Source organism: Marinobacter sp. (assembly GCF_033722735.1).
Taxonomy (GTDB): Bacteria; Pseudomonadota; Gammaproteobacteria; order Pseudomonadales; family Oleiphilaceae; genus Marinobacter.
The window spans coordinates 182,447-207,974 of sequence record NZ_JAWVYN010000001.1; the positions used below are offsets into that span (position 1 = coordinate 182,447).

Sequence of the window (25,528 nt, forward strand, 5' to 3'; positions counted from 1 at the left end):
GTGGCAGCAGGCCATTCTGCGGCGCCCCGTGGCCCCGTGATGGGGTCACGGGCGGGGCACAGCGGCAACAGGAATGGCCGAATCGCAGACTTAATCTACAATTACCCGTATAGAGCCACGGACTGGGTGGAATGAATACCAGGCGTGATGGCCAGGGAAACTGAGATGTCGGCTTATTTGACCGATCGAATGGTCCCTGGACCGGAATGCCGCGATGAACGAAAACCCCTGGTGGACAACGCTGCCACAGGATTTCAACCAGAATCCGTATGTGACCAGCATTGACAACCGTTACGCCGTCAAGATCAAGGCGGCCGCGGCGGTCGACCTGCTTATGCGTACCGGCTTGGCCTCCATGGTGGCTCTGGCCATTTCCGCCAATCTGGTGTCCCGTCGAAAGCTTGAGCGGGATCTGGAAGTGGTGCAGTTCTACAAGGGCTGCGCGGATCGCGCGGATATCAATGAAGTGTTTCCCCGGCCTCCCAGGGACGTGGAGGTGACGCCCCGGAAACCGAGATTGTTCGGCTACAGGCCCAAAGGTGTCGATTTCGAGTTGCTCGGTTTTCAAAGCCCCTACGTCGCGCTGAACCCGGAGGTCCGGGAGGCTTATGCCCGGCATGACTACAGCCATGAAGTGGTGGCGCAGTACTGGCGGCACCCGGACGGCGCCCGACCGACGCTGATCTTCCTGCACGGTTACTTCGCCGACAGCTTCTGGTTCAACAGCACCATGTTCTCCCTGCGCTGGTTCTACAAAAAGGGTTACGACATCCTGCTATACACCATGCCATTCCATGGCTACCGCAGCGATCGCTATGACCTTTTCAGTGGTATCGGCATTGTTGCCCACGGCCTGTCACACCTGAACGAAGTGTTCCTTCAGACGGTGTATGACCTGCGAATCTGGATCGATTATCTGCAACAGCAGGGGGCGCCCGCCATCGGCGTGTCGGGTCTGAGTCTGGGGGGATACGTTAGCGCACTGGCTGCTTCGGTGGATGCCCGGCTCGCCTTTGCCATACCCAATGCCCCCGCCGTGATGCTGGTCGATACGGCGCTGGCGTTGCAGCCCCTCAACTGGATCCTCTACCGGCAAATGGCCCGGTTCAACTTCGATGTGTCGGAGTTTCGCCATGTCACTGCGGTGCACTGCCCCTTGACCTGGCAGCCGGTTATCTCGCCAGATCGGCTGCTGGTGATTGGCGGGGCTGGGGACCGGTTTACCTTACCGCAGTTCGTCCAGAAACTGCACGAACACTGGCGTGGGAGCCAGATCCACTGGTTCCCGGGCAATCACGCCATGCACCTGCATCAGGGGGAGTACCTTCGGCTGATGCGCCGTTTTATGGATCGGTGTTGTGGGGAAACAGACTAGACCACATTCCCTGCCGCCACCCCTGACGCCCACGCCCACTGGAAGTTATGCCCGCCCAGGTGACCGGTGACATCCACCACCTCACCGATGAAGAAGAGATTGGGGCGATCACTGACCGCCATGGTCTTGGAGGACAGCTGGCGGGTGTCGACACCGCCCAGGGTGACCTCGGCGGTTCGGTATCCTTCGGTGCCTGACGGCTTGATGGTACAGTGCTGCAGGGTGTCGGCGGCGGCCTCCAGGGCCTGGTTCTTATAGCCTTGGAGCGGGCCCTGCCAGCCCTGCAGGTCGTTGAAGGCCTGGGCGAAGCGTTTGGGCAATTGCTGGTTGAGGTATTTGGCCAGGGTGCCCTGGGGCTGCTCCTTGCGCAGGGCGAATAGTTCTTGCTGTACGGCGTGGCCGGGCAGCAGGTTGATCGACAGTGGGTCGCCTGGCCGCCAGAAGCTGGAAATCTGCAGCATGGAGGGGCCACTCAGGCCGCGGTGGGTCACCAGCATGGGCTCGCGGAAACTCATGCCATTGCAGGTCACTTCCACAGGGCAACTGACGCCGGACAGGGGCGCCAACTGTTCCTTCAGGTCCGGCTGCAGGGTGAACGGCACCAACCCGGCCCGGGTGGGCAGGACCTCCAGGCCGAACTGGCGGGCAAGGTCGTAGCCGAACCCACTGGCGCCCAACGTCGGGATCGACAGCCCGCCGCAGGCCACTACCAGGGACTCACAGGCCAGCGTACCGCCACTGGTGTCCAGGCGGTAGCCGTCACCGGCTTCCTCGACGGCGCGCACCTCGGTCTTCAGGCGAACCTCGGCCCCGGCCCAGTCACACTCGGTGAGCAGGAGATTGAGAATGTCTTTGCTGCTGTCCCGGCAGAACAGCTGACCGGCGGCCTTCTCGACGTGTTCGATGCCGTGGCGCTCCACCAGCTCGAGGAAGTGCTGCGGGGTGTAACGCTTGAGGGCGGAGATGCAGAAGTGCGGATTGTCCGACAGGAAATTGGCCGGGGTGCTGTTGAGGTTGGTGAAGTTGCAGCGGCCACCACCGGACATCAGGATCTTCTTGCCGGCCTTGTTGGCGTGATCCACCACCAGCACCCGACGCCCCCGGTAGCCGGCGGTGGCGGCACACATCAGGCCGGCGGCACCGGCGCCGATGACGATGACGTCGAAGTGTTGGGCGTTTCGGAGCGGGCTTGTTGGAGTCATGTCGTTTCAGTTGCAACGGATGGCCCGGCAGTATAACGACAGAGCGGCGCTTTTACATGGCCTATGGCGTCCAGATTGGTTAGAATATGCACGCTTTCAGGGAGCCATTGAATAACCCCTGAGTCATCTCCGCACACCCATACCTGTCTGGAAAGAGACGTGTCCCGAATCTGTTTGACGGCCCTGCTGCTTTTATTACCCACGTTTTGCTGGGCCTTCTCCGTTACTTTCATCAATCCCGGCAAGCATGACGAGCCCTATTGGCTGGATGCTGCCAACGGTATGAAGGCCGCTGCCCGCAGCCTGGATATCGAGCTGGAGATCCTGTTTGCCGGGCGGGACCCACTCCGCCAGATCGAACTGACCCGGGAGGTGGCGGCCCGCTCTGCGGCGCATCGGCCGGACTACTTGATGTTTTCAGTGGAGAAAGGGACCTTCGCCGAACAGATGCGCATTGCCGATGCTGCCGGCATCCGGGTGTTCCTCGCCTATAATGGCCTGTTACCGGCGGAGCGGTCCCGTTTCGGTGGCCCGCGGGAGCAGTTCAGCGGCCTGCTGGGGTCGCTGATCCCGGTGGCGGAATCGGCTGGTCAACTGACCGCCATGGCCCTGCTGCTGGAGGCTCGTCAACGTGGGCTGTATGGCGCCGATGGCAAGATTCACATGATCGCCATCTCTGGGGACCGCTCCACCGACAGTTCCATCCGTCGCAACCGCGGTATGCAATCGGTGGTAGAAGCCAATGACGACCTGGTATTGCACCAGCTGGTGCACGCGGACTGGCGGCAGGACAAGGGCAGACTCAAGGCCGCCAGGCTGATGGACCGCTACCCCGAGGTGTCCCTGATCTGGTGTGGCAACGATCTGATTGCCTTTGGTGCCATCGAAGCGGTGCGGGAGCGACAACTGCGCCCCGGCGTCGAGGTTCTGGTGTCCGGCGTGAACACCTCCAAAGAAGCAATGAACCGATTGATCAACGGCGAACTGTCCGCCTTGGCCGGCGGGCATTTCATGGCCGGCGCCTGGTCGCTGGTCCTGCTGTATGACTATCACCACGGTATCGATTTTGCCGACAGCGAAGGGCTGGAACTGGAACGTCCCATGTTTTCCCTGTTTACCCCGGAGCTGGCCAGCCGTTATCTGGAACGCTTCGCCGAACCGGTACCACAGATCGACTTCACCCGTTACAGCAAGCACCGGAATCCGGGTCTGAGACGTTACCGTTTCGATTTCGGGCAGTTGCTGGAGCCATGATCGTGCAGGATGACGAGCGCCCCATCCAGTCCATCACCCGGGACATCCTCCGTCGCATCGTGTTCCTGGCATCGATGTTTGTCCTGTTGGTCAGTGTGGTGCAGTGCTGGGTCCAGTATCGCAGCGAGATCGAGCGGGTCGATGCCCTGGTGGCCACCCTGGCGGGCAGCCATGTGCCGTTGCTCACCGTGGCGTTGTGGGATATCGAACCGGAGGCGGCCCGGCGCCAAGTCGCGATGATCGCCGCCCACCCGGAAATCGGCTCCGTCCGGCTGACCACTATGACCGGCATGACCTTCCAGGTGGGGCTGGGTGATGCAAGTGGCACGGCGGACTTCGTTACCCCCATTCCCCATCCCCAGGGGCGTATGCAACCGCTCGGGGAACTGTCGGTGGCCTACAACTGGCAACAGGTCCGGCGCAATATCCTGATCTCAGTGGCCATGGCCACCGCGAAGCTGAGTCTGTTCATTCTGTTCATCAGTGTGGTGGTCTATCGGGTGATCGTCTCGCGGCTGAAAAAACCGTTGCGCCAGATTGCCCGCTACAGTCAGCGCCTGTCTCCGAATCGGGACAATCCGCCACTGAAGATCCAGCGCCCGGAGCGGCCCTGGCGGGATGAAATCGACCTGGTGTCGGAGGGCTTTGAGACCCTGCGGGGAACCATTGGCCGCTACAGCGCCGAACGGGACAAGGCGATGGCGGCTCTGGCGCGGGAGCGGGACCAGTTGGAGGCGCGAGTACAGGAGCGCACGGCGGAGCTGGAGGAACACCGCCGTGAGCTGATCCGCATGACCCGCACCGATCCGCTCACCGGTCTGGCTAACCGACGCTACTTCGACGACGCCAAACGGCTGGAGGAGCGACGGGCCCGACGCCAGGGCACGCCGATTTCGCTGGTGATGATCGACGTGGATTACTTCAAGGCCTACAACGACCGCTACGGACACGCCAAGGGCGATCGCTGCCTGGTGCGGCTGGCGCAGGTAATGCGGGAACACTGTCGACGGGCCGGGGAACTGGCGGTCAGGTTGGGGGGAGAGGAATTTGCCCTGCTGTTACCGGGGCAGAGGATGCAGGAAACCCAGGAACTGGCGGAAAAACTCCGCCAGACGCTGTATGACGCCAACCTGGTTCATGAGGGTTCGCCCATTGGCCGGGTGTCGGTGAGCATCGGCTGTGCCACCTGGGAGCCGGGTTGCGAGCTGCCCCTGGATGAGAAGCTGTTCGACCGCTTGCTCAGCCTGGCCGACAAGCGGCTCTACCAGGCCAAGCACAACGGTCGAAACCAAGTGGTGGCGGAGGACCGGACTCCCGCTGAGGTACCCTGGTGACCGGATCTCAGGAAACGCTGTCCAGGCGGACCTGGCCTTCCATATAAAAGGCCGCCTGGCCGGCGATCCGCACCCGGTCCCCGTCCAGCCGACATTCCAGAACACCACCGCGGGCCGACAGCTGGCGGGCCGATAACCGGTCGCGCCCCAGTCGACCGGCCCAGTAGGGTGTCAATACGCTGTGGATGGAACCGGTCACCGGGTCTTCATCAATGCCCACCGAGGGCACGAAGTAGCGGCTGACAAAATCGCACTGTTCACCCGGGGCGGTAATGATCACCCCCTGACTGCCGAGTTTTTTCAACAACCCCAGATCCGGTTCCGCAGCCCGGACGGCGGCCTCGTTCTCCAGTACCACCATATAGTTGGCGTCGTTAGGGGTGAAGTAGACCCATTCCCCGGCCAGAGGCAGGGCCTGGCGCAACAGCTCCGGCGTAGCCTGCTCCTGGTAGGCCAGGTTGGGGAAATCCAGCTCCAGCCAACCGCCTTCGCGACGGGTTACCCCAAGGGGACCGCTTTTCGAGCGAAACCGGACGGTGTCCTGGGCGAAGTCGAGCTTGTAGAACAGCACCCAGGCCGTGGCCAGGGTGGCGTGGCCACACAGGGGGACTTCGGCGCCGGGGGTAAACCAGCGGATGTGGAAATCGGCGTCGCTGCCCGCCGGTTCCGGTACCAGGAAAGCGGTTTCCGACAGGTGGTTCTCAAGGGCCATCTTCTGCAACAGCTCATCGGGCAGCCAGTGCTCCAGGGGCATCACCGCCGCGGGATTGCCACCGAAAACCTCACTGGTGAAGGCGTCTACCTGGTAGATCGGTAATGTGGTCATGAAGGCTCCTGTGTGTGTCGTCCGGGTTGGCGTGCATAGCCGTCCGCCCGCAGGGCAAGGAACCGGGCCAGTTCATCCGCCCCGTACAGGTGTATTTCCAGCCGCTTGCCAGAAGGGCGTATTAGCCAATGTTGTGGCGCCATTTCCGTGACTTTAAACCCCAGCCGATCAAGCTTCTGGAGGTCTGTTGCCGCGTTAGGGTGCCCCAAGGGGCTCCCCCCCGCAAGTCCCAGGACGTCCTTGCGGGAAACCGGGTGGCGTTGGCGGTTGCCATGGTGGAGCTCTGTTTCAAACACGGTCATGGCGGTCACTCCTGGTCCGTGGATCGAGCTTCCATTGTCACGCTGTCCCGCCAATCAGCACAGATTCAGGCTCTGTGGTTTTGACCCGGTACAGGTGCTTTAATAAAGCCTCTGTACTGCCCGAATTGTCGGGCATCTGTGCTGCTCTCTGGGTGGCGGAATCTGGCAGGATGGAACGATGGGTATTCTCTACAGTCGCGTGGCCGACCAGTTACAAACCCTGATCGACGAAGGTGTCTATCGGGAAGGGGAACGCTTGCCCGGCGTGAGGGTGTTGAGTCGCCAGTTTGGCGTCAGCGTGTCCACCATTTTGCAGGCCCACCAGACCCTGGAGGGACGGGGTTACCTGGAAGCGCGGGAGCGCAGCGGCCATTTTGTCCGGTTGCCCAAGCTGGACACGCCGGAGCCGGCCATGAGCCAGCCTCGCTCCGAGCCATCCCCAGTGAGTGCCCGGGACATGGCGCTGGAGTTGTGCAGCGACGACCAGAAGCGCATGGTGCCTCTGGCGGCGGCCATTCCCCATCCTGATTTCCTGCCGGTACGCCAGATCCAGCAAGCCACGCTCTGGGCGGCCCGTCACGGCTACGAGACCCTCGACTACGCGTTCCCCGGCAAGTCGGTGTTTCGCCGACAGGTCGCCCAGCGCATGACCGCACTCGGGTGCCTGCTGACGCCGGATGACATCCTCGCCACCAACGGTGCCCAGGAGGCGATCATCCTGGCCCTGCGGGCGGTGACTGAACCGGGAGACATTGTGGCGGTGGAGTCGCCGTCGTTCCCGGGGATTCTGCAGGCGCTGGATGTGGTGGGGCTGCGGGTGATCGAGATCCCCACCCATCCTACCGACGGGCTCAGTCTCGAAGGTCTGGAGCTGGCCCTGGAACAGTGGCCGATCAAGGCCTGCGTGGTGGTCACCAACCACAGTAACCCGATGGGCGCCCGGCTGCCCGACGAACGCAAGCAGGCGCTGGTGGCCATGCTGGAGCGGGCCCGGGTGCCTCTGATCGAAGACGATATCTACGGTGACCTGTATTTCGACGGCGAACGCCCTCGCCCGGCAAAGGCCTTCGACCGCACGGGCAACGTGATCTATTGCAGCTCGTTTTCCAAGACCATTTCCCCCGGCCTTCGGTTGGGCTGGATGATTCCCGGCCGTTACCACGCTGAGGCGCGACAGCAGAAGTATTTCAGCAACCTGGCCACCGCCACCGTGCCGCAACTGGCGGTGGCCCGGTTTCTGGAACAGGGTGGATACGACCGTTACCTGCGACAGGCCCGGCAGTGCTATCGGGACGCCGTGGAGCGGATGCGGGGGGCGGTTGGGCGCGCGTTTCCGGAGGGCACCGCCGTCAGCCGGCCCCAAGGCGGCTTCGTGTTGTGGGTTCAGTTGCCCGGTAAAACCTCGGGAACCCGGGTCTACCAGCTGGCCCGGGAGGAAGCCATCAACGTGGCGCCGGGGCGGATGTTTTCCACCACCGACAAGTATGAGAACTGCCTGCGACTCAATGGCGCCAACCCCTGGAGTGACCGCGTCGAGTGGGCGATCCAGCGTCTGGGGGCGCTGGTGGAGCAGGTGGCGGGGGAATCCGGGACCGATTAGCCGGATTCCCGCAGGCTGAGCGGGTTGACCAGGCCGACGGCAATCGCCAGGCCGGTCACATCCGGCAGCCGTTCCGCCCCCAGCCGTTTCATCACCCGGGCCCGGTACAGGTCGATGGTCTTGACGCTGATTTCCAGTTGCTCGGCAATCTCCCGGCTGGTGTAGCCCTGGGCCAGGGGGAGGAAGACGTCCCGCTCCCTGGGGGTCAGGCTGTCCAGCAACGCCAGGGCGTCGGGGTCCTGGATGGGCGGGGCCGTATCCTGCGGCCGCTTCTGCAGGGCCTGTTGTACGCTGTCCAGCAGCAGCTGTTCGTTGAACGGCTTTTCAATAAAGTCGAAGGCGCCGGACTTGAAGGCCCGCACCACGATGGGCACATCCGCATGACCGGACACGAAAATGATCGGCAGATTCAGGCCGCGTCGTTGCATCTCCTCCTGCACGTTCAGACCGCCCAGTCCGGGCATGCGGACATCCAGCACCACACAGCCGGTGGCATCCGGACCCACCGCGTCCAGAAACTGGCGACCGTCCGCGTAGCCCCGGACGGTCATGCCGACGGACTCGAGCAACCACTGGGTGGATTCGAGCATGCCACTGTCGTCATCCACAACGTAAACCATGGGGGTGGGGGCGTCTGTCATTGACTGGCTCTCTGCTGCTGGGGTTGATGGGTTTGATGGGGCTGTCGCGGCGCAGGCGTCAGGGGGAACCGACAGGTCAGGCGCAGTCCGCCGCTGCTGTCGGGGCTGGCGTCGAGGAACCCGCCAAAGCCCTCAACAATGGAGCGGCTCATCGATAGCCCCAGCCCCAGGCCGTGGGATTTACGGGTATAGAAGGGGGTGAACATCTGTTTCAGGCCCTCCTCATCCAGGCCCGGCCCCTGATCGACAACTTCAATGAAGATCTGCGCATTGTCGTGCCCGGAGCCCTCCTGGCGGGTCGCGATGGTGACCTGTGACGGCTGCTGATCGCAATGGTGTTCCCGGTTGGCGTCGATGGCGTTGCGAATCAGGTTGATCAGCACCTGTTCCAGCAGTACCGGGTCGGCGGTGAGGGTCGGTTCGCGCTCGGACAGCGTTTGGATGATGGTCACCCGGTGTTTGTCCGCCTCCCACTGACACAACCGGATCGCGGTCTTGACCGTGTTGTTCACGTTGATCGTGGCGCTGCGCTTCTGGCCCTTGCGCAGAAAAGCCCGCAGCCGCTTGATCACTTCCGAGGCATGGTTGGCGTGCTGGGTAATGCGCCCGAGGCCATCCTGAACCCGGGCCAGCATGTCCGGGTTGTCCCGGGCCTGGTTCAGGTACCGTTGGCTGGCGCTGGCGTAGTTGACGATGGTGGCCAGGGGCTGGTTCATCTCATGGGCGATGCCGGAAGCCAGTTCCCCCAGGGTCGCCAGCCGGGCGGCGTGGGCCAGTTCGTCCGCCAGGCGGCGGTTCTCTTCCTCGGATTGCACCCGGGCGGTGATGTCTCGGGACACGCTGATCACTTCGATCACTGTGCCGGTGTAGGTTTCGCGAATGGCCCGGCTGGCGATCTCGAACCAGCGCTTGCTGCCTTCCCGATGCAGGACCTGCAGGGTCAGGGTGGCGTAGCCGGTATCCCGTAACTGGGTGCGGGCCTCTTCCATCTGCTCGTCGAGAGTGCCCGGTGCAATGATGTCGTCAAGGCGTTTGCCCCTTAGCTGCTCCGGCCAGTAGCCCAGCAGGCGCCATGAGGCGGGTGAGGCGTCGAGAAACCGGCCATCGGGGGCATGGCGGGAAATCAGGTCGGTGGAGTTTTCGGTAATCAGCCGGTACAGCCGGTTGGACCGGGTGGCCTCATCCAGCCTGGCGATGGTCGACGTGGCGTCCCGGCCCCGGATAAGCACCCGTTGCCGTTGAAGGTCCGGAATGAAGGTCCACAGCAGAATGAGGTCGCCAATCCGGCGCTCCACATCGCCAATCGCCCGTTGTTGGGTCAGGCAGGCCCTGATCAGCGCCGCATGATTGACCGGCAGCAGCTCCTCAAGGCCGTCCAGGAGCAGACGTTCACCCAGTTTTCGGGCTGCCGGGTTGCTGGCGCAGAGCCGGGCATCGGCCTCCGCCAGAAAGCAGGCGTCCGGGTCGTGGTCGAGCAGGGCAGGCTGGGAATCTGGGAGTTTCTGGTCCATGGTCAGGCTAATATGGTAGTTATACTATAATACTACAGGTCAATTGCCGTATTTATTGGGTGATAATAGTATTTCTGTCAGTGAAGAGTATAGCTGTATTAGCAGTCTCTCAGAAGCCGTCACAATAACAACGCCCTGCTGGAGAGGATATCGACCATGACCTCCATCTTTGATACCGGCCTGGAGCCGGTTGCCGCCAACCATTCCGTCCTGTCACCGATCGATTTCATTGCCCGCACCGCCAGTGTCTACCCCGACTACCCGGCGGTCATCCACGGCGCCATCCGTTATTCCTGGCGCGAGACCTACGACCGCTGCCGCCGTCTGGCCTCGGCCCTGGCTGGCCGGGGGATCGGCAAGGGCGATACCGTGGCGGTCATGCTGCCCAACATCCCGGCGATGGTGGAATGCCACTTTGGGGTGCCGATGGTCGGCGCGGTACTGAACGCCCTCAACGTCCGCCTGGATGCCGAAGCCATCGCCTTCATGCTGGAGCACGGTGAGGCCAAGGTGGTCATTGCCGACCGGGAATTCGGCGGAGTCATCCGCGAGGCGGTCAAACGCCTGGAGCAGGCGCCGCTGGTGATTGACGTGGAGGACCCGGAATATGGCGAGGGTTCCGCGGTCAGTGACCTGGACTACGAGGCCTTCCTGCAGGAAGGGGACCCGGCGTTTGCCTGGCAGCTGCCCGCCGACGAGTGGGATGCCATCTCCCTCAACTACACCTCCGGCACCACGGGCAATCCCAAGGGTGTGGTGTACCACCACCGTGGCGCCTACGAGAACGCCCTGGGCAGTCAGGCGGTGTGGGGCATGGGGCAGCACCCCGTGTACCTGTGGACCCTGCCGATGTTCCACTGCAATGGCTGGTGTTTCCCCTGGACGGTGACGGCCATGGCCGGCACCCATGTTTGCCTGCGGCGGGTGGATCCGGAGCGGATTCTGCAGCTGATTCGGGAGCATCGGGTGACCCACCTGTGCGGCGCACCGATTGTGCTTAATGCCCTGCTGAACGTGCCGGAGTCCGCCAAGGGCGGCATCGATCACACGGTTAACGCCATGACCGCCGGTGCCGCGCCCCCGGCCCAGGTGATCAGCTCCATCGAAGAGATGGGATTCCGCATCACCCACGTCTACGGTCTGACGGAAGTGTACGGCCCGGTCACAGTCTGCGCCTGGAAGTCGGAGTGGGACGAGTTGCCGCTGGAAGAGCGGGCAGTGATCAAGGCCCGGCAGGGGGTGCGCTATCCCACCCTGGCGGGGATGATGGTGGGCGATCCCAACACCATGGAGCCGGTGCCCAGGGACGGCAAGACCATTGGCGAGATTTTTCTGAGGGGTAACACCGTGATGAAGGGATACCTGAAGAACCCGACCGCCACCGAGGAAGCCTTCCGCGGCGGCTGGTTCCATACCGGCGACCTGGCGGTGTGGCACGAGGACGGCTATGCGGAGATCAAGGACCGCCTCAAGGACATCATCATTTCCGGCGGCGAGAACATTTCCACCATCGAGGTGGAGGACGTCCTGTACCGCCATCCTGCTGTGCTGGAGGCCGCAGTGGTGGCCCGTCCGGATGAGAAGTGGGGCGAGACCCCCTGTGCCTTCGTTACCCTCAAGCCGGAGGCGGACGCACTGACCGAGGACGACCTGATCGCCTTCTGCCGGGAGCGGTTGGCCCGCTTCAAGGTACCCAAGACCGTGGTCTTTACCAACCTGCCCAAGACGTCCACGGGCAAGATCCAGAAATTCGTGTTGCGTGACCAGGCACGGGAACTCGGCTGAGTTCCCTGGACCGGGGCACGTCCCGGTCCAGGCCTGGCGGTAATCCCCCTCAACCCTGACAAAAACAACATCAGGCGCTCCAGCCGGAGCTGCCAGGAGGTTCCTTTATGCAAATGTATCACCGTAACGAAGGCCAGGAGCAGCCGTTCTGGGCGGCCGGGCCGTTCAAGATCCGTCTGCCGTTCATTCATTATCGCTGGGAAGTGGCGGAAATGGTCCAGGCTCTGATCATGTTTGTGGTCAGCCTGGCGATGATTCCGCTGCTGGAGAAATACCTGGGGGTTCCCTACGACGTCGCCCTGGCCTATGTGGTGGTGTGCGGCATCGGTTTCATGCTGCCGGCCCTGTTGGGGGTGCCGTTGGTGCCGGGCTGGATCACACCGGGCATTCCGGTGGTGCTGCTGTTCCTGGGAGACTTTACGCCGGGGCCGGAAGCCATCCAGGCGTTGTTCGCCCTGCAGTTCCTGGTGTTTTTGATCTTCCTGGTGCTGGGGCTGACCGGCATGGGCAGCAAACTGGTGCAACTGATTCCCCGCTCGATGAAGGGCGGTATCATCATCGGCGCCGGGATCGCCGCGTTGATGGGGGAAATCGAGGCCGGCGGCCGGCTGGCGGAAACGCCAATCTCGCTGATCCTGGGTGGGCTGGTGTGCCTGTACCTGATGTTCTCGGTGTCGTTCAAGGGCTTTGTCGAGAGCAACCCCATCGCCCGCAAGATTGCCAACTACGGCATGGTGCCGGGCATGGTGGTGGCCATCCTGGTGGGCTTTGCCACCGGTGAGTACAACGTACCCGAGGTGCAGTGGGGCATTACCCAGCCGGCGTTCGGTCAACTCTGGAACTACCTGCCATTCACCGTCGGTTTTCCGGATGCCTCGGTGTTCATGCTCGCCATTCCCACCGCGGTCATCGCCTACATCATCGCCTTCGGCGACATCATCGTGGGCAAGTCACTGATGGATCGGGTGGATCACCTGCGCAAGGATGAAGACATCGACAGCAGCGTGGACCGGGTTCACCTGGTTACCGCCATCCGCAACGGCATGCACGCCTTCTTCGCGCCGTACCCCGGGCTGGCCGGCCCTATCTGGACGGCGGTTACCGCCACCATGGCGGAGCGCTACAAGTATGGCCGCAAGGCGATGGACTCCATTTACAGTGGCGGCGGCACCTTCTGGATTACCGGCTTCATTGCCCTGTTCGTCCTGCCGCTGGTGAGCTTCTTCCAGCCGGTGCTGCCGATTGCCCTGTCGCTGACGTTGCTGCTCACCGGCTACATCTGCCTGATGGTGGGGCTGGAACAGCTGGAGAACAACACCGAGCGCGGCATTGCCGGTACCATGGGCGTGGTCCTGGCGGTGTATGGCGCGGGCTGGGGCCTGGCCACTGGGGCTATCCTCTACCTGCTGATCGAACGCAGCAAGCTGCTGGGCTTTACGCCGGATCCGGAGGCGCCGGGCGTGAGGGCTGCTGAGGAAAACTGATCCCTGCCTTGCCCTCGATTAACTGGGTGTGCCTTGGGGAGCCTGACTTCGGTCGGCTCCCCTTTTTAGTGCCAGAACATTGTCCGAGGCCCCCTGGTGAAAGGGGGGCGTCTGCTAGATTGGGACGAATGCTGATCAATTGGTGTACAAGTTGAAGCGGGTGCTTTAATTTGTGTTAAGCACATGCATTTCTGTGACAACGAAAATAAGGCAGGAGGCAGTGATGACCATCAGTTCCACCCCCGAGGGTGTCTCCGTTACGCCCCGGCACCTTAAGTTTGATGTGTCGGAGGACCTGAAGACCGACTGGCACAGCAACGATGCCTTTCGCACCGCGTTCTTCAACGCCCTGTCACTGCAGTTTCCCGAGGGCGAGCAACAGTTCATCGATGCCGTTCGCCATTATCGGGACCGCATCGACGACCCCAAGCTGAAGCAGGAGATTCGCGGTTTTATCGGTCAGGAAGGGCTGCACAGTCGCGAACACCGGGACTACAACGACGGCTTGAAGGCCCGCGGCTATGACATCGACGCCATCGATGACCGCTTCCACCGACACATTGCCTGGGTGGGCAAGCTGCCGGCCAGCCGCCGGTTGGCGGGTACCTGCGGCGCGGAGCATTACACCGCGGTACTGGCCAATGCCATCCTGGCCCACCCGGAATGGATGGAGGGGGCAACGCCGGCGATGAAGGAGCTGTGGCGCTGGCACGCCATCGAGGAAACCGAGCACAAGTCCGTCGCCTTCGACGTCTATCGCCACTGCATTGGCGACGAACGGCTACGGCGCGTCGTGTTTTTGTACGTGACCTACAACTTCTTCAAGTTCACCTTCCTCAACACCTGCAGCCTGCTGAAGGCGGACGGCAAGCTCTGGAGCCTGAGAACCTGGCTCGGCGGTCTGAACTTCCTGTGGGGCAAGCCGGGAGTGATTCGCCGTTGTCTGCCGGATTTTCTGGCTTATTTCAGGAAGGGGTTTCAGCCCTGGCAGCAAGACAACCGTCAGCTGTTGCAGCGCCAACTGGCAGAACTGGAGGTAAACTCAGCCGGGTATGACAAGGCCAGTTGAGAGCATGGGGGAGTCGACGAGTCGACCGAAAAATCGTGATGATGTGAATTGTTTCACAATCTGTGCTAAAAGTGTTGACCGAACAACAATCATAATAACAGCAGCCGAGACGAACGGCTCAAGCATCCCGGAGGCACCCCATGCGAGTTGGTCTGATCGTAGACTCAGCCTGTGATTTGCCGTACGAATTTTCCCGTAAACACGACCTCTTCATTCTGCCGGTGACGGCGCACATCGATCAGCGAACCTACACCGACGTTCACGATCCGGTACTCACCCAGGAGTTCTATCAGAGCGGCCTGCTCCAGAAGGGCCACCACGCAGAGACGGAAGCGTTCAGTGCCCGGCAGATCCACGATCTGTTCATGGAAAAGATCGTGACCCAGTTTGACGTGGCCATCTGCGAGACTGTGACCCGGTCCCGCTCCAAGATCTTCGACAATGCCACGTTGGCCATGAACAGCGTTATGGCGCACTACCAACAAGCCCGTGAAGCGGCTGGCCGCAGCGGAAAGTTCTCCATGCGGGTGATCGACAGCAAGCAGATTTTTGCCGGTCAGGGGCTGCTGGCGGCACATACCCTCAAGCTGATCGACCAGAAGCTGTCGAAGAATGCCCTTCGCCACGAGGTAGAGAGTTTTACCGACAAGATCCACACCTGCGTGATTCCCCGGGACCTGCACTATATCCGCGAGCGAGCCCGTCGCCGTGGGGACAACAGCGTGTCGGCGCTGGTGGCCTTCCTGGGCAAGGCGCTGAACATCACCCCCGTCATCTTTGGGCAGGGCGCCGAAGGCCAGCCTGTGGCCAAGACCATGCGTTTCGATGTGGCGGTGGAAAAGGTCATGAACTACGCTATTGGCCGGATAGAGGCCGGATTGCTGACACCGTACGTCAGTCTTTCCTGCGGCATGTCCTGGACGGAGATCGAGGAGCTGCCCGGCCTCAATCGCCTGCGGGATTGCTGTGAGCGCCATGGCGTGGAACTGCTGCTCTCGCAGATGGGCATTACCAGCAGCATCTATATCGGGCCGGGCAGCTTGTGTCTGGCGCTGGGAGCGGAACCGCATTCGTTCCGGGATTTCCAGTAGTTGCCATGGTCCTGGCGCTTGGCCGACGGGCGCCCGGGCGTGTGTGTCTGGGGCAAACGCCGGACAGGCACCAGCATGTTAGCCTCGCGGGTATAAGGCCTGAACCAACCGGTTAAGGTCGCAATAACAATGGCCCCTATACCGCTCAGGATCACCACCTATGGCAAAGACTTCCCCAGATCTGGCATCCGCACTGCTGGAACAGCACGTCAAACACGAAATGGCCGCCCTCAAGGGGGCCAAGCTCCGGAAGGCTGTCGCACGTGAGGTGGAGGAGTTGTTCAGGTACGCCGAGACGCTGACCCTGAACCGCGTCTGTTCCACGGAACAGATCATGGGGGTGATCCGGCGCCTGGTGGTGGACATGGACCTGGACGCTGGTATTCCGGAGCTGGCCGGAGAAATGGCCACCGAGGTGCTGAACGCCGATGTGCAATCCAACACCCCGCTCAAGGAGGTGCTCAGTCGCGAACAGGCCACGGCTTTCCTGGAGGAGGCCCTGGAACTGAAACACCACCGGGAGCGGGTGATCAGCAGCATCATGTCCCATCCGGTCTATCAGGAATTGGTGGCCAATGTGGTGTATCAGGGGCTGGTGAGCTACCTGTACGAGGACAACCTGATCACCAAGTCCGTGCCCGCCGTGGGCTCGATGATGAAATTCGGCAAGCGGATGGCCAACAAGGCCGTGCCGGGGCTGGATGAAACCTTCGAGCGCCGTATCAAGGCCTGGCTGTCGGACAGCCTGCCGGGCCTGATCAGCCGCAGCGAAAAGTTCCTGCACCAGGCGCTGACCGATGACGAACTGCGCGATACGGTGATGGCCGCCTGGGTGACCCTGGAAGACCGCACCATCGCCGAGTTGCAGGAAGGGTTGGGCGACATCCAGTTGCAGGAATTCGTGGTGCTGGGCTACGAGTTCTGGCTGAGTTTCCGGGAAACCGAGTATTTCGACGGTTGCTGCCAGGCGGTGGTGGATCACCTGTTTGCCAAGTACGGAGACCAGCCGCTGTCCGAGTTGTTAGGAGATGTCGGCGTCGATCAGGGCATGGTGATGGCCGAAGTCGAAGCCCTGGCCCTGCCGATTGTGGACGTGTTGCGGGAGGAGGGGTATCTTGAAGAGGCGTTGCGGCGCCGACTGTCCGCCTTCTACAAGTCCGCGGCGGTCAAGAAAATCCTCCAGCCGGACGCCTGAGAACCCAACCCGACGGTTCCCGGGTGGTCGGCAGTGCCAACCTGGGGACGTCATGCCTTCCATTGAGCTGTTTTCAGCGTACCTCCTTGCCGTTGTATTACTGACCGTTACCCCGGGGGTGGACACCCTGCTGGTGGTCCGTAACACCGCACGGTCCGGTGTTCGAGCCGGCTCGGTGACCAGTCTCGGCATCTGCAGTGGCCTGTTTATCCACGCCACCCTGTCCGCGGTGGGTATCTCGCTGATCCTGGTGCAAACCGCCTGGGCCTTCACCCTGCTGAAATGGGCGGGCGCCGGTTACCTGCTGTGGTTGGGGCTGGTCAGCCTGCGCCAGGCCTGCGACGGCCACCGTGGCGCAGCCTCCAGCCCCGGCGGTCCGAGAGTCCCGTCCAGGTTCCGGCGGGATTTCCGGGAGGGCCTGCTGTCCAATGTGTTCAACCCCAAGACGGCGCTGTTCTATATGGCCTTCCTGCCACAGTTCGTCGATCCGGCCGGTAACGTGATCCTGCAGTCCATGCTGTTGGCGGCGATTCACTTCCTGTTGGCGATGGTTTGGCAATGCGGGGTGGCGGTGGTGGTGGCCCGCTCCCGGCGGCTGGGCGCACCGGCCTGGCTCAGGCGGGCACAGCATGGCATAACGGGTGGCGTGTTTGTCGGGCTGGGGGCCAAGGTGGCGCTGACGCAGGCTTGAATGAGAACGGAGTAGAAACAAAAAGGGGGCAACTAAAAAGGGGTCAGAACTTCAGTTCTGACCCCTTTTTAGTTGCTCTTTCTTTACCTTAGCGCTCCAGGTACTGAAGCTTGTCCGGCTTACCATCCCACTCTTCAGCGTCTGGCAGCGGGTCTTTCTTCTCGGTGATGTTGTCCCACTTGGCGGCCAGCTCGGCGTTTATCTCGATAAACTGCTCCTGACCGGCAGGTAGTTCATCTTCCGAGAAAATGGCTTCCGCCGGACATTCTGGCTCGCACAGGGCGCAGTCGATGCATTCGTCCGGGTCGATCACCAGAAAATTGGGGCCCTCGTAAAAGCAGTCCACCGGACATACTTCAACACAGTCGGTGTATTTACACTTGATGCAGTTATCAGTAACGACAAATGTCATAGTTGGATTCCTGGGTCGGTGGTCGTTCTCATCAGTATGGAGGTCGAGCAGGTTCAGGGCTGACAGAGCGCATCCGAACGAAAAAGTCGTCACTCCTAATATTTGTAGCGCGATATTGTAGGGAGCGGCCCGTGCTGTCGCAAGCATTGGGCCGCTATAACCATATACCTAGATCAACTTTTTCAGCTCATAGAGCTGGTTCAGCGCGTCCCTCGGTGTCAGATCGTCCAACTCCAGTGCCTGTAGGACCTGTTCCACCTCGCTGGGTTCCAGGCTGGCGAACATATCGCCTTGCTGAACCACCTGGACCTCCGGTTGCTGGGGCTGGTGGGCGGCCGTCGGTGCGTCGCTAATGTGGGGCGTGACTGGCGTGGCAGAACCTTCCAACTGGCCGAGCTGGGTCTTGGCGTTGCTGATCACGCCCTGGGGCACGCCGGCCAGCTTGGCCACCTGCAGCCCGTAGCTCTGGCTGGCAGGACCGTCATGGACGTTGTGCAGGAAGACGATGCTGTCGTCGTGTTCAGTGGCAGTCAGGTGGACGTTCACCGCGTGCTCCAGCTGCTCGGCGAGCTGGGTCAGCTCGAAGTAATGGGTGGCGAACAGGGTGTAGCAGCGGATCTCCCGTGCCAGGTGCTCAGCGGTGGCCCAGGCCAGGGACAGGCCGTCGAAGGTGCTGGTGCCCCGGCCCACCTCGTCCATCAGCACCAGGGAGTGCTCGGTGGCGTTGTGGAGAATGTTGGCGGTTTCGGTCATCTCCACCATGAAGGTGGAACGGCCGCCGGCGATGTCGTCGGATGACCCCATGCGGGTGAAGATCCGGTCCACCGGCCCCAGCACCGCCCGGTTGGCGGGGACGAAGGAGCCGGTGTAGGCCAGCAGGGCAATCAGTGCGGCCTGGCGCATGTAGGTGGACTTACCGCCCATGTTGGGGCCGGTGATCACCAGCATGCGGCGCTGGGTATCCATCAGCAGGTCGTTGGGCACGTAGGGCTCGCTGAGCAACTGTTCCACCACCGGGTGGCGGCCTTCCTCCACGTCAAAGCCCGGCTCGTTACGGAATTCCGGGGCGCAGAACCGCAGGCTGGTGGCGCGCTCGGCGAAATTGCCCAGCACATCCAGCTCCGCCAGGGCCTGGGCAGTGTCCTGCAGTTTGGCCAGGTTGTCCGCCAGGGTCTCCAGCACCTGGTCGTACAGGGCCTTTTCCCGGGCTAGGGCACGGCTCTTGGCGCTCAGGGCCTTGTCTTCAAACTCCTTCAGTTCCGGGGTGATGAAGCGCTCGGCGTTCTTCAGGGTCTGGCGGCGGATGTAGTCCACCGGCGCCTGGTCCGACTGGGCCCGGCTGATCTCGATGTAGTAGCCATGCACCCGGTTGTAGCCCACCTTGAGGGTGGTGATGCCGGTACGCTCCCGCTCCCGGGTCTCCACATCCAGCAGGAACTGGCCGGCGTTCTCGCTGATGTTGCGCAGCTCGTCCAGCTCCTCGTCAAAACCTTCCCGGATCACGCCGCCATCCCGGATCACCACCGGCGGATTGTCGATGATGGCCCGCTCCAGCAGGTCCGCCAGCTCCGGGTACTCGCCAATGGTGGTGGCCAACTTGACGATGTGGTGGGAATTCACCGGCCCCAGGGTCTGCTGCAGCTCCGGCAGGGCCAGGAAGGCGTCCCGCAGCCGGGCCAGGTCCCGGGGGCGGGCGGAGCGCAGGGCCACCCGGGCGAGGATCCGTTCCATGTCACCGACAGCCTTCAGGGCGTCGTGCACCGGCTCGTAGTGGAAGCCATCCAGCAGGGCGGAGACGGCGTGCTGGCGTTGCTCCACCGTGTGTACGTCCCGCAGCGGGCGGTTGAGCCAGCGTCGCAGCAGGCGGCCGCCCATGGCGGTGGCGGTGCGGTCCATCACCCAGGCCAGGGTGTGCTGGTGGCCGCCCATCAGGTTGGTGTCGATCTCCAGGTTGCGGCGGCTGGTGGCATCGAGGATCACCGCCTCGTCCCGGCTTTCCCGGGTCAGCTTGCGGATGTGGGGCAGGGCGGTGCGCTGGGTCTCGCGGGCGTACTGCAGCAGGCACCCGGCGGCGCAGATGGCCAGTTGCAGGTCTTCGCAGCCAAAACCGGTAAGGTCCCGCACCTGCAATTGCTGGGTCAGGGTGCGCAGGGCGGTATCCGACTCGAACAGCCAGGGGCCCTGACGGCGGATACCGGTAAAGCCCTCCAGCACTTCTTCGTAGGGGAAGTCTTCACTGATCAGGATTTCCGCCGGGCGCAACCGCTGGAGTTCGCTACGCAGGTCCTCCAGGTCATCCAGCTCGGAGACCGCAAACCGGCCGCTGGAAATGTCCAGGGAGGCAAAGCCGAACCGCTCCTTGTGGCTGTAGATGGCCGACAGCAGGTTGTCCCGCCGGTCTTCCAGGAAGGCCTCGTCGCTCAGCGTGCCCGGCGTGACGATCCGCACCACCTGCCGCTCCACCGGGCCCTTGCTGGTGGCCGGGTCGCCGATCTGTTCGCAGATGGCAATGGACTGGCCGGTGCGCACCAGCCGGGCGATGTAGTTCTCGGCGGCGTGGTAGGGGATACCGGCCATGGGGATCGGCTGGCCGCCGGACTGGCCGCGGGCAGTCAGGGTGATGTCGAGTAGGTCGGCCGCCTTCTTGGCGTCGTCGTAGAACAGCTCGTAAAAGTCCCCCATGCGGTAGAACACCAGCTCATTGGGGTGCTCGCCCTTGATCTTCAGGTACTGCTGCATCATCGGCGTGTGCTTGGGAAGGTCTTTCTGGGCTGCTGACATGGAGGTATCCGGAGTTGGTGGCTGGGTTCGGGGGAGTGAATTGTAAAAAAAATCCAATTAGGAAGAAACGTGAAAGGTGCGGTGGACCCCGGGTTTCGTCCAGAAAAGTTAATGCTGCCAGGGGTCTAGCGAATTTCTCTGAATTGCCTGCCAGTGCCACTGCAAGAAAATCCTATAGCCCTGCAACAGAATCCAAGAATTACCCCCTGCCGAGGACCATGCTGAACCTGGGATCCGATCCCGGGGGCAGTGAGAGTAGCCCTGCTTCGTAAAACACGATGGAGAAAGAACCATGAAAAAGTTTCAAGAAGCTGTAAAGCGTTTTCTGTGTGAAGAAGAAGGTACAGAAATTGTTGAGTGGGCACTGGTCGGTGGATTGCTTGTTGCTGTTGGTGCAGCAATTTTCTCGGTCATTGGCACAGATACGAAAGGCGCACTGGAAACTCTCTCTACTGAAGTGGCCAAAGCAAATCCCGGTAGCACAGGCGGGTAATCTGAAGCAACCGGTTAGTAGGTGCGCCGGGCCTGCTCGGTGTTTTCCCCAACCCAGGGAGTTGTATCCAATGAGCCCCGAAGTCTTCCCCCTAAGCCTCACGGTGTTTGTCCTGATCTGGGCCGCCGCCTGCTGGGACCTGCGCCACCGGCGCATCCCCAACAAGCTGGTGCTGGCCGGTGTGGTCGTGGGCATGGCAGTCCAGTGGGGACTTGGTGGAATGGGTGGCTTGTTGGATTCCCTGGCGGGGTTGGGAGTAGGGCTGGCCATCCTGATGCCCGGTTATCTGGTTGGTACCACAGGGGCCGGCGACGTCAAGCTCATGGCGGCAGTCGGCACCTTCTTAGGGCCCTATTACGCCTTGCTCGCCGGTCTGGCGAGCATCGCGGTGGGTGGCGTCATCGCCTTGGGCTTTCTGCTGGTGGCCGGACTTTCCTCCGGTTCAGCCGCGCCCTGGTCGCGCTATGGGCTGATGCTAAAGACCTTATTCGCTACTGGTCGGCCGATTTACCTGGCGCCCGCTGAGGGCGAGGTGATGGGCCGCAAGTTTCCTTTCGCGGTGTCCATTGCCGTTGGCACCAGCTCACTGCTGATCTGGTTGGCCTGGCAGTCACCCCTGATCTGAGTGATCTCCTGACAACAGCGGTCCGCCGCAGGATGGCAGCAAGATGAACAACGATCTGATCTATTCCGGCACCTTGTCGAATCTCAACCCGGAGACCGAGCCAACGCGCACGAGCGATCCTGACGGCGTTGTGGCAGGGGCCATTACCCCGGAACCCCGTCCCCATACCCTGGAGGATTCCGGCCTGACGGAAGTGTACGTTGCAGACCTGATTTCCAAACATCTTTTTGAGCGCGGTGTGCTGGACCTCCAGCAGCTCACCCGCTGCACCGCGTTGCCTGGCCACCAGGTCGAGCGGGTCTTCTGTTTCCTCCGCGAGGAAGGGCGCGCCGAGATCCGGGGCGCCAGCCAGCACGGATTGCTGCGTTATGCCCTGACCGACCGCGGGCGAGTGGCGGCCCAGGAAGCGCTGGTCCGCGATGGCTATATTGGCCCCGCGCCGGTTCCCCTGGAGCAATACACCCGGATGGTGGCCCGTCAGGGGATGCGGTCCCAGAAGTTGAGCCGTGAGCAAGTCCATGCCGCCTTCCGGGACATCACCATCCGTCCCGAAATCCTCGATCAGCTCGGCCCGGCCATGCACTCGGGGCGGGCCCTGTTTATCCATGGCGACTCCGGTACCGGCAAGACCTATATCGCCCGCAAGTTGTCCCGGTTAATGCTGGGTGAAGTGCTGATTCCCCATGCCGTATTGGTGGCCGACAAGGCGGTACGACTCTTTGACCCGGAGGTCCATGAACGGATCGACACCGGTGCGTCGAAGAGTTCCCTGTTCCTGGATCGCGGCCATGATCCCCGATATGAACTCTGTAAACGCCCGGTGGTGATGGTCGGTGGCGAACTGACCATGGACATGCTGGAGGTTCAGTTTGATCCGGCTACCCGTATCCACCATGCCCCGGCGCAGATGCGGGCCAACAACGGCATGCTGGTGATCGATGATCTGGGCCGTCAGCGCATGCGCCCGGACGAGCTGTTCAACCGCTGGATTGTGCCCATGGAGGAAGGCCAGGACTTCCTCAGCCTGGCGACCGGCCAGCATTTTGAAGTGCCCTTCAACGTGGCGCTGCTGTTTTCCAGCAACCTCCACCCCCTGGAACTGGCTGACGAGGCCTTCCTGCGGCGCATTGGTTACAAGATCCGTTTCCAGCCCCTCACTCCCGACGAATACCGGGACATCTGGCGCCAGGAATGTCAGCGACAGGGGGTTACCGACGATCCTGCCCTGGTGGAGTTCATGCTGGAACAGCTGCACGGCACCCGCGGCATTCCCCTGCTGCCCTGTCATCCAAGGGACCTGATTGGACTGGCCATGGATTATCTGCGCTACCAGGGCATTACCGAATTAACCGAGGAGGCCCTGAAGCGGGCCTGGCAGAACTACTTCGTACAGTCCGGCGATGCCGGCGAGGAGAGTGAGTCATGAGAAAGAAGGGGATTATCGCCATGCTCGGTGTGTCGCTGGCGCTGGCCGTTGGAGCAGCTGGTCTGGCGAACAACTGGGTTCAGGACCGCATAGGTGATGTGGAGCGTGAAGATGAAACCAGTGCCGTCGTTGTAGCGGCGGTGGAAATCCCGTTTGGGCGCACTGTGGAGGCGACCGACGTCAGGCTGATGGAGCTTCCGCCCCATGCGGTGCCCAAGGGCAGTTTTAACGACATCGAGCAGGTGGTGGGGCGGATTACCTCCCAAACCATCTATGAAGATGAAGTGATCCTGCAGCGCCGGGTGGCCGAGCACATGGCCGGCAGCGCCCTGGCGGCGGTGCTGGAGCCGGGGATGCGCGCGATCACCGTGCGGGTGGACGACGTGGCGGGCGTGGCCGGTTTCCTGCTGCCGGGTAACCAGGTGGATGTGGTGTCCAGCAAGCGTACCGGTAACGCCCTGGATTATGAGTCCGAGACCATCCTCCGCCGCATTACTGTGTTGGCGGTGGATCAGCACGCCTCCCAGGACCGTGATCGTCCAATCATCGTGCGAGCGGTGACCCTGGCGGTCACGCCTCCGCAGGCGGAGCGGCTGCTGGAAGCGACCCAGGAAGGCAAGGTTCAGCTGACGCTGCGAAACCCCCTCGAAGAGGTGGAAGAAGAACCCGTCGAGGTGGCGGCGGAACCGGAGCCGGCACCGGCACCAAGGCGGGTATACCGGCCCCAGCCTATTCGCGTCAGTGTAATCCGGGGTACCGATACGAGTTCAACCACGGTGACCAAGTAAAAGAGCAAAGGGGCAGCTCGCAACGACGATCAGCCAGTTTATTGCGACACAAACTCGAACCAGAACGAGAACGGGGAAGGATTATGGAAAAGGTCATGTTGAAAACGCTAGCCGGCGTCTCTGTCGCGCTGCTGTGCCTGGGGTGGCCACAGTATTCGGCTGCCCAGTCGGGCGATGGCGTCATGCTCGCCATGCCCTACGCCGGGGAGCCGGTATCCGTTGAAGTACCGATCAACCAGTCACAGGTGCTGGAATTTGATAACGCCATCAAACGCCTGTCGGTGGGGAATCCCGAGATTGCCGATGTGGTGGTGGTGCGGTCCCGTCAGGTCTATGTGTTGGGCAAGGCCCGGGGGACTACCAATGTCATGCTGTGGGACAACAACGACCAGTTGCAGGGCACCCTCAACATCGCGGTCACCCACGACCTGCAAACCCTGAAGGCCAACCTGCACGAACTGTTGCCATCGGAGAAGATCCAGGTCCGTTCCGCCAACGACACCATCGTGCTCAGCGGTGAGGTGACCAGCGCCTCGAGTGTGGACGCCGCCATGCGCCTGGCCAGCAGCTTTGCCGGTTACGGTGATGAGAGTCAGGGCATGCCGATTCTCAACATGATGCAGGTGGGGGGCGCTCAGCAGGTCATGCTGGATGTGAAGGTGGCGGAAGTGTCCCGCTCCCTGGTCAAGCGCCTGGACGTTCAGTTCGATGTCCTGAACATGGCCAGTTCCGCTCTTAAGGTCGGGGCGGTGAAGGGCGGCGCCCTGTTTCCGGACGCCTTCTTCCAGGGCCCGGGCGGCGATGTGCGCATCCCCGCCCTGCCAGGGACCCGCACCCCTGTTGGCCCGATGATCGACGAGTTCGCACCGGTCACCAAGTCCATCGAGGACGCCGGCATCTTTGCCAGCTACCAGAACGGTGATTACCTGCTGAACGCGGTGATCGATGCCGCCAACCGGGAAGGGGTCGCCAAGATACTGGCGGAACCCAATCTCACCACCTTGACCGGGGAGGAAGCCAAGTTCCTGGCCGGTGGTGAATTCCCCATTCCGGTGCCGCAGGGAGATGGGGGCATCACCATTGACCATAAGGAGTTCGGGGTCAGCCTGGGCTTCCTGCCGGTCGTGCTCGACTCGGGGGCCATCAACCTGCGGGTGGACGTGGCGGTGTCCGATCTGGTGGCCGACAACAGTGTCACCGTCGGCATTGGCGAGGAAGGGCAGGTCTCGACCCAGTTTTTCGTGCCGGCCCTGGTCAAGCGCAGTGCCAGCTCCACCCTGGAGCTGGGCAACGGCCAGACCATTGCCATTGCCGGCATGTTGAACGAGAGCCTGCGGGAAAACGTCAACAAGTTCCCCGGCCTGGGTGACATCCCCATCCTGGGGGCGCTCTTCCGCAGCCAGGAGTTCATCAAGGATCAGACCGAGCTGGTGATCTTCGTCACCGCCCGCCTGGCCCGACCGATCACCCCCGAGGAAATCCGTCTGCCCACCGGCAACTTTGTGGAACCCAGCGACATCGGATTCTACCTGCTGGGCCGTCTCCACGGCGAGCCGGACGAACAGCCGAGGGAGGAGGCCGTTGATCCGTTGCTGAACCGTAACGATGGCGGCACCGAAGGACGTTTCGGTCATGACCTTTAA

General features: G+C 62.2%; 22 protein-coding genes. 15 read left to right on the forward strand and 7 right to left on the reverse strand.

Annotated elements, in window-relative coordinates; genetic code table 11:
* The first annotated feature begins 214 nt into the window (after positions 1-214).
* Positions 215-1,375: an alpha/beta hydrolase gene (locus tag R3175_RS00820; protein WP_318941610.1), complete on the forward strand. Its 1,161-nt coding sequence runs from the start codon at positions 215-217 to the stop codon at positions 1,373-1,375.
* Here R3175_RS00820 and R3175_RS00825 read toward each other — a convergent pair.
* Positions 1,372-2,577, reverse strand: coding sequence for an NAD(P)/FAD-dependent oxidoreductase (locus R3175_RS00825; protein WP_318941612.1), 1,206 nt, complete (start codon positions 2,575-2,577; stop codon positions 1,372-1,374). The two genes, R3175_RS00820 and R3175_RS00825, sit on opposite strands and share 4 nt — an antisense overlap.
* 159 nt (positions 2,578-2,736) lie before the next feature.
* Between R3175_RS00825 and R3175_RS00830 the strand changes: the two genes are divergently transcribed.
* Both R3175_RS00830 and R3175_RS00835 read left to right on the forward strand, forming a co-directional pair.
* Positions 2,737-3,831: an ABC transporter substrate-binding protein gene (locus R3175_RS00830; RefSeq protein ID WP_318941613.1), complete on the forward strand. Its 1,095-nt coding sequence runs from the start codon at positions 2,737-2,739 to the stop codon at positions 3,829-3,831.
* Between the two features lie 2 nt (positions 3,832-3,833).
* Positions 3,834-5,165, forward strand: coding sequence for a diguanylate cyclase (locus R3175_RS00835; protein WP_318941618.1), 1,332 nt, complete (start codon positions 3,834-3,836; stop codon positions 5,163-5,165).
* A 7-nt stretch (positions 5,166-5,172) separates the two neighbouring features.
* Here the strand turns inward: R3175_RS00835 and R3175_RS00840 are convergent, their stop codons facing one another.
* Together R3175_RS00840 and R3175_RS00845 are read right to left on the reverse strand one after the other, a co-directional pair.
* Positions 5,173-5,991, reverse strand: coding sequence for a PhzF family phenazine biosynthesis protein (locus tag R3175_RS00840; protein WP_318941620.1), 819 nt, complete (start codon positions 5,989-5,991; stop codon positions 5,173-5,175).
* Complete coding sequence (locus R3175_RS00845; protein ID WP_318941622.1) at positions 5,988-6,293, reverse strand: hypothetical protein; 306 nt, start codon at positions 6,291-6,293, stop codon at positions 5,988-5,990. The genes R3175_RS00840 and R3175_RS00845 overlap by 4 nt, the downstream gene beginning before the upstream one ends.
* Before the next feature lie 178 nt (positions 6,294-6,471).
* Between R3175_RS00845 and R3175_RS00850 the strand changes: the two genes are divergently transcribed.
* On the forward strand, positions 6,472-7,893 hold the full coding sequence (locus tag R3175_RS00850; RefSeq protein ID WP_318941623.1) for a PLP-dependent aminotransferase family protein: 1,422 nt from the start codon (positions 6,472-6,474) through the stop codon (positions 7,891-7,893).
* Here R3175_RS00850 and R3175_RS00855 read toward each other — a convergent pair.
* A complete protein-coding gene (locus R3175_RS00855; protein WP_318941625.1) occupies positions 7,890-8,534 on the reverse strand; it encodes a response regulator transcription factor in 645 nt (214 codons plus the stop codon). The two genes, R3175_RS00850 and R3175_RS00855, sit on opposite strands and share 4 nt — an antisense overlap.
* Positions 8,531-10,045, reverse strand: coding sequence for an ATP-binding protein (locus R3175_RS00860; protein WP_318941626.1), 1,515 nt, complete (start codon positions 10,043-10,045; stop codon positions 8,531-8,533). Before R3175_RS00860 ends, R3175_RS00855 begins: the two co-directional genes overlap by 4 nt.
* Before the next feature lie 156 nt (positions 10,046-10,201).
* Here R3175_RS00860 and R3175_RS00865 point away from each other — a divergent pair, with 156 nt between their 5' ends.
* The 6 genes from R3175_RS00865 to R3175_RS00890 all read left to right on the forward strand — a co-directional run bounded on the left by R3175_RS00865 (position 10,202) and on the right by R3175_RS00890 (position 17,360).
* A complete protein-coding gene (locus tag R3175_RS00865) occupies positions 10,202-11,830 on the forward strand; it encodes an acyl-CoA synthetase (RefSeq protein ID WP_318941627.1) in 1,629 nt (542 codons plus the stop codon).
* Positions 11,831-11,937: 107 nt separating this feature from the next.
* Positions 11,938-13,314, forward strand: a complete 1,377-nt coding sequence (locus R3175_RS00870) for a solute carrier family 23 protein (RefSeq protein WP_318941628.1) — start codon at positions 11,938-11,940, stop codon at positions 13,312-13,314.
* 223 nt (positions 13,315-13,537) lie between these two features.
* Positions 13,538-14,383 carry a metal-dependent hydrolase gene (locus R3175_RS00875; RefSeq protein WP_318941629.1) on the forward strand — a complete coding sequence of 282 codons (846 nt, stop codon included), beginning with the start codon at positions 13,538-13,540 and terminating at the stop codon, positions 14,381-14,383.
* A 140-nt stretch (positions 14,384-14,523) separates the two neighbouring features.
* Positions 14,524-15,474 (forward strand): DegV family protein, encoded by a 951-nt coding sequence (locus R3175_RS00880; protein ID WP_318941630.1) that lies wholly within the window; start codon positions 14,524-14,526, stop codon positions 15,472-15,474.
* A gap of 160 nt (positions 15,475-15,634) precedes the next feature.
* Positions 15,635-16,669: a hypothetical protein gene (locus R3175_RS00885; protein WP_318941632.1), complete on the forward strand. Its 1,035-nt coding sequence runs from the start codon at positions 15,635-15,637 to the stop codon at positions 16,667-16,669.
* Between the two features lie 52 nt (positions 16,670-16,721).
* Positions 16,722-17,360, forward strand: coding sequence for a LysE family translocator (locus tag R3175_RS00890; RefSeq protein ID WP_318941634.1), 639 nt, complete (start codon positions 16,722-16,724; stop codon positions 17,358-17,360).
* 88 nt (positions 17,361-17,448) lie between these two features.
* Here R3175_RS00890 and fdxA read toward each other — a convergent pair whose 3' ends face one another.
* Together fdxA and mutS are read right to left on the reverse strand one after the other, a co-directional pair.
* The gene (gene fdxA, locus R3175_RS00895; protein WP_318941636.1) at positions 17,449-17,772 is read right to left on the reverse strand and encodes a ferredoxin FdxA; all 324 of its coding nucleotides are present in this window, start codon (positions 17,770-17,772) and stop codon (positions 17,449-17,451) included.
* 168 nt (positions 17,773-17,940) lie between these two features.
* Positions 17,941-20,553: a DNA mismatch repair protein MutS gene (gene mutS, locus R3175_RS00900; protein WP_318941637.1), complete on the reverse strand. Its 2,613-nt coding sequence runs from the start codon at positions 20,551-20,553 to the stop codon at positions 17,941-17,943.
* Between the two features lie 292 nt (positions 20,554-20,845).
* Here mutS and R3175_RS00905 point away from each other — a divergent pair, with 292 nt between their 5' ends.
* The 5 genes from R3175_RS00905 (at position 20,846) to R3175_RS00925 (ending at position 25,528) form a co-directional block, all read left to right on the forward strand.
* Positions 20,846-21,046 carry a hypothetical protein gene (locus R3175_RS00905; RefSeq protein ID WP_318941639.1) on the forward strand — a complete coding sequence of 67 codons (201 nt, stop codon included), beginning with the start codon at positions 20,846-20,848 and terminating at the stop codon, positions 21,044-21,046.
* Positions 21,047-21,116: 70 nt separating this feature from the next.
* Positions 21,117-21,671: a prepilin peptidase gene (locus R3175_RS00910; RefSeq protein WP_318941641.1), complete on the forward strand. Its 555-nt coding sequence runs from the start codon at positions 21,117-21,119 to the stop codon at positions 21,669-21,671.
* A gap of 43 nt (positions 21,672-21,714) precedes the next feature.
* A complete protein-coding gene (locus R3175_RS00915; RefSeq protein ID WP_318941642.1) occupies positions 21,715-23,097 on the forward strand; it encodes an AAA family ATPase in 1,383 nt (460 codons plus the stop codon).
* Entirely contained in the window at positions 23,094-23,885 is a 792-nt protein-coding gene (gene cpaB, locus R3175_RS00920; RefSeq protein ID WP_318941643.1) for a Flp pilus assembly protein CpaB, read from the forward strand. The genes R3175_RS00915 and cpaB overlap by 4 nt, the downstream gene beginning before the upstream one ends.
* Positions 23,886-23,980: 95 nt before the next feature.
* A complete protein-coding gene (locus R3175_RS00925; RefSeq protein WP_318941645.1) occupies positions 23,981-25,528 on the forward strand; it encodes a type II and III secretion system protein family protein in 1,548 nt (515 codons plus the stop codon).